The organism is uncultured Campylobacter sp. (genome assembly GCF_938039245.1).
GTDB lineage: Bacteria > Campylobacterota > Campylobacteria > Campylobacterales > Campylobacteraceae > Campylobacter_A.
Window position 1 is genome coordinate 1 of sequence record NZ_CALHVN010000023.1, and the last position, 2546, is coordinate 2546.

A 2546-nucleotide genomic window follows, 5' to 3' on the forward strand; every position below is an offset into this window, starting at 1 on the left:
GCTCGAGGCTAGGCGACGAGAGATCGTTTATGGTGAATTTTCACTATAATTTTTAATTAAATTTAAGCAGGCTCGTCGCGCGGTTAAATTTACGCGCGCGGCCCGCAAACTAGCATTTATCTCGCGCCTTTTTGCGATTCTTAGCATTAAGCTAAATTTAGATACATTTAGATCTTAAATTTTAGGAGGATAAATGAAAGCTAAATTTTCTATCATAGCCGCTGTTTTGGCGCTAGTTGGATGCGGCAATAACAACATAGATACCGTGAAAAACTACACTCTGCCGCAGAAAAAATCAATGACGATAGGAGCGGCCGTAGACGGGTATGAAGGCTGCAAAAGCGTCAAGTGGGAGGACGTCAGCGCAAAGGATTTAAAAGCTGTCAAAGTAACCTGCGAGGTCTCGGACGCTATCCTTAAAGCCCAGTTTGACAGCCAAAACGCTAGATACGAGGAGGCCGTGCAAAAAGCCAAAGACGAGGCGCAAAAAAACGTAGATAGGGCGCTAGAGCGGATAGTAAAAACCTATAACGACCTAAAAACCGAGGCCAGCGCCGATGCTAGCAAAGAAGAGCTGCTTGCGTTAGCGAATAAATTTTGTAAATACGACAAGGAAAAAGAGAAGAAACACACCTTCGGCGCGCCGGTAACCTGCGATAACGACGCCCTAGCTAGCAAGCTTTTGGATAAACATAAGCTAAACGGAAAATCTTTTATATTTACTACTTTCGTAAATCAGTTTCAGTGGGCTGCGCTCGACTCGCAGCGTCCACCAAAGCCTATATTTTTCGGCGATATGCCAAAGAAAATCGGCTCACGCACGTATGAGATTAAATTTATCATAAACACGGACAAAACCGTCGATGTAGATCGTAAAGCTGTGATGATAGAAGACGGGGAGCGCAGGGATATTAGCGGTAGCGTGCTTAGTAAATTTTACGATAGATAGGGTTTGGGGCTTAGGCCGCTTGCGTTATTAGACGCTTGCGACAAGCATTTTAGAGTTACGTCTTTAAGGATCGCCGCATCTTCTTAACGCCCGTAAAGTTGCGTAAGATTTACCGAGCATGAAGGCTTTTTGCAGGTAAATTCGAGTGATTATCTTTAGCCTTTTTGCGCTTTAAAATCGCGTTTAAATTCAGATTTTTAGCGCAAATTTTACCCGCGCTAGTTTATCTAAATTTAGGCGATTTAAAACATAAGCGTGAGCCTTTATTTGCTTTATCAATCACTCCAAAACTTAGTTTAGCGCCTAAATTTATGAGACGGGCTTACCCTACTCGCGTTTAAATTTGCAAGCCTTTTAACGGCGGCGTTTAGCTTTTGCGATATTTGCACTCGTGGTTGCCGCAAACTAAATTTACGCTCAAATTCGGTCCGAGTTCGACTTTTATTAAATTAGCAAAATGCTTCATATAAACCTTGCTAAATAAGCGCGATAAAGCATAAATTTACGCCTGTAGCGTCAAAATCAAAGATACGCAGCTCTCTCGTTTTGTTTTTGTAATTTTGCGCCATTTTACCGCTTTTGCGAATCGGGCGGACTTAGCCAGCTAGTTTTTTAAAATTCGCATAAATTTAAAACTCTCAAATTTACTATAGCGGCTTTTTGCATTTACTTTTGGCTTTATACGCGCCGACGTTTTAGTTTGTCTTTTTACGCCGCGCTTACCAAATTTAACGACTACTTCAAAAACGGCAACAAACGCAACCTAAATTTAGTTACTACATCCAGGTAAAATTTAAAAAATTTAGCCGCGAGCATAAGGGCTAAAGGGGGCGGTATCCAAAGTAAATTTAACAAGCTTAAAAATGCAGATTCGGCGATACGGTTTTGCATTTTTGCAGATCGGATTTTACGAGTAATCATAAAATTTAATGCGAAAATATAAATTTGAAGCTTAAAAACAGCAACCGCGCAGGGTACCCGCTTACAGGCCAAGAGTAAAAAACGTAAAAATAGATTGAGAACAAAACTCCCGATTAGAAGAGATTAATTTATAAAACAAGAAAAAGAGGCGGACGAGAGGCAAGGCCAAGCGCCCGCGTAAATTTTAGAAGCGCTGTCCGATAGTAAATTCAAACGTACTCGTATCGTCGCCGTCTTGCTTTTTGAGCGGTTTAGCAAAGATTAGCTGAAGCGGTCCCATAGGCGTTACCCACTCGATACCGGCGCCCGCGCTATACCTGCTAATGCGTCCGTCGATATGATCTACGATACCAGGAGCCGTGACGTTTGCGATCTTGCCGTGGATCACGCCGTAGTCAAAGAACAGCACGCCGCGCATCTTTACGCGCTCTATTAGCGGGAAGCTAAGCTCCGCCGAGCTATTAAACGACATATCGCCGCCCGTCTCATACCAACTGCCGCTAGAGACTTTGACTTTAGGAGAGACGGTTCTACTCTCAAATCCGCGTAGATTTCTGATACCGCCTAGATATAACCTCTCGTTGATAGGCACCCAGCCGCGATCCCAAATCTTACCGAAGCTTGATTTAAACCTGAAAATAAGGTCATAGTCCACCCACTCTCCGATGCCTTGATA

General features: G+C 43.0%; 2 protein-coding genes. One reads left to right on the forward strand and one right to left on the reverse strand.

What is annotated here, in order from left to right; translation table 11 throughout:
* The first annotated feature begins 193 nt into the window (after positions 1-193).
* Positions 194-949 (forward strand): hypothetical protein, encoded by a 756-nt coding sequence (locus tag Q0218_RS03800; protein WP_297966347.1) that lies wholly within the window; start codon positions 194-196, stop codon positions 947-949.
* Positions 950-2054: 1105 nt separating this feature from the next.
* On the opposite strand, the gene Q0218_RS03805 is transcribed toward Q0218_RS03800, so the two are convergent.
* On the reverse strand, positions 2055-2546 hold a 492-nt coding region (locus Q0218_RS03805), incomplete at its 5' end, for a BamA/TamA family outer membrane protein (RefSeq protein WP_297966349.1).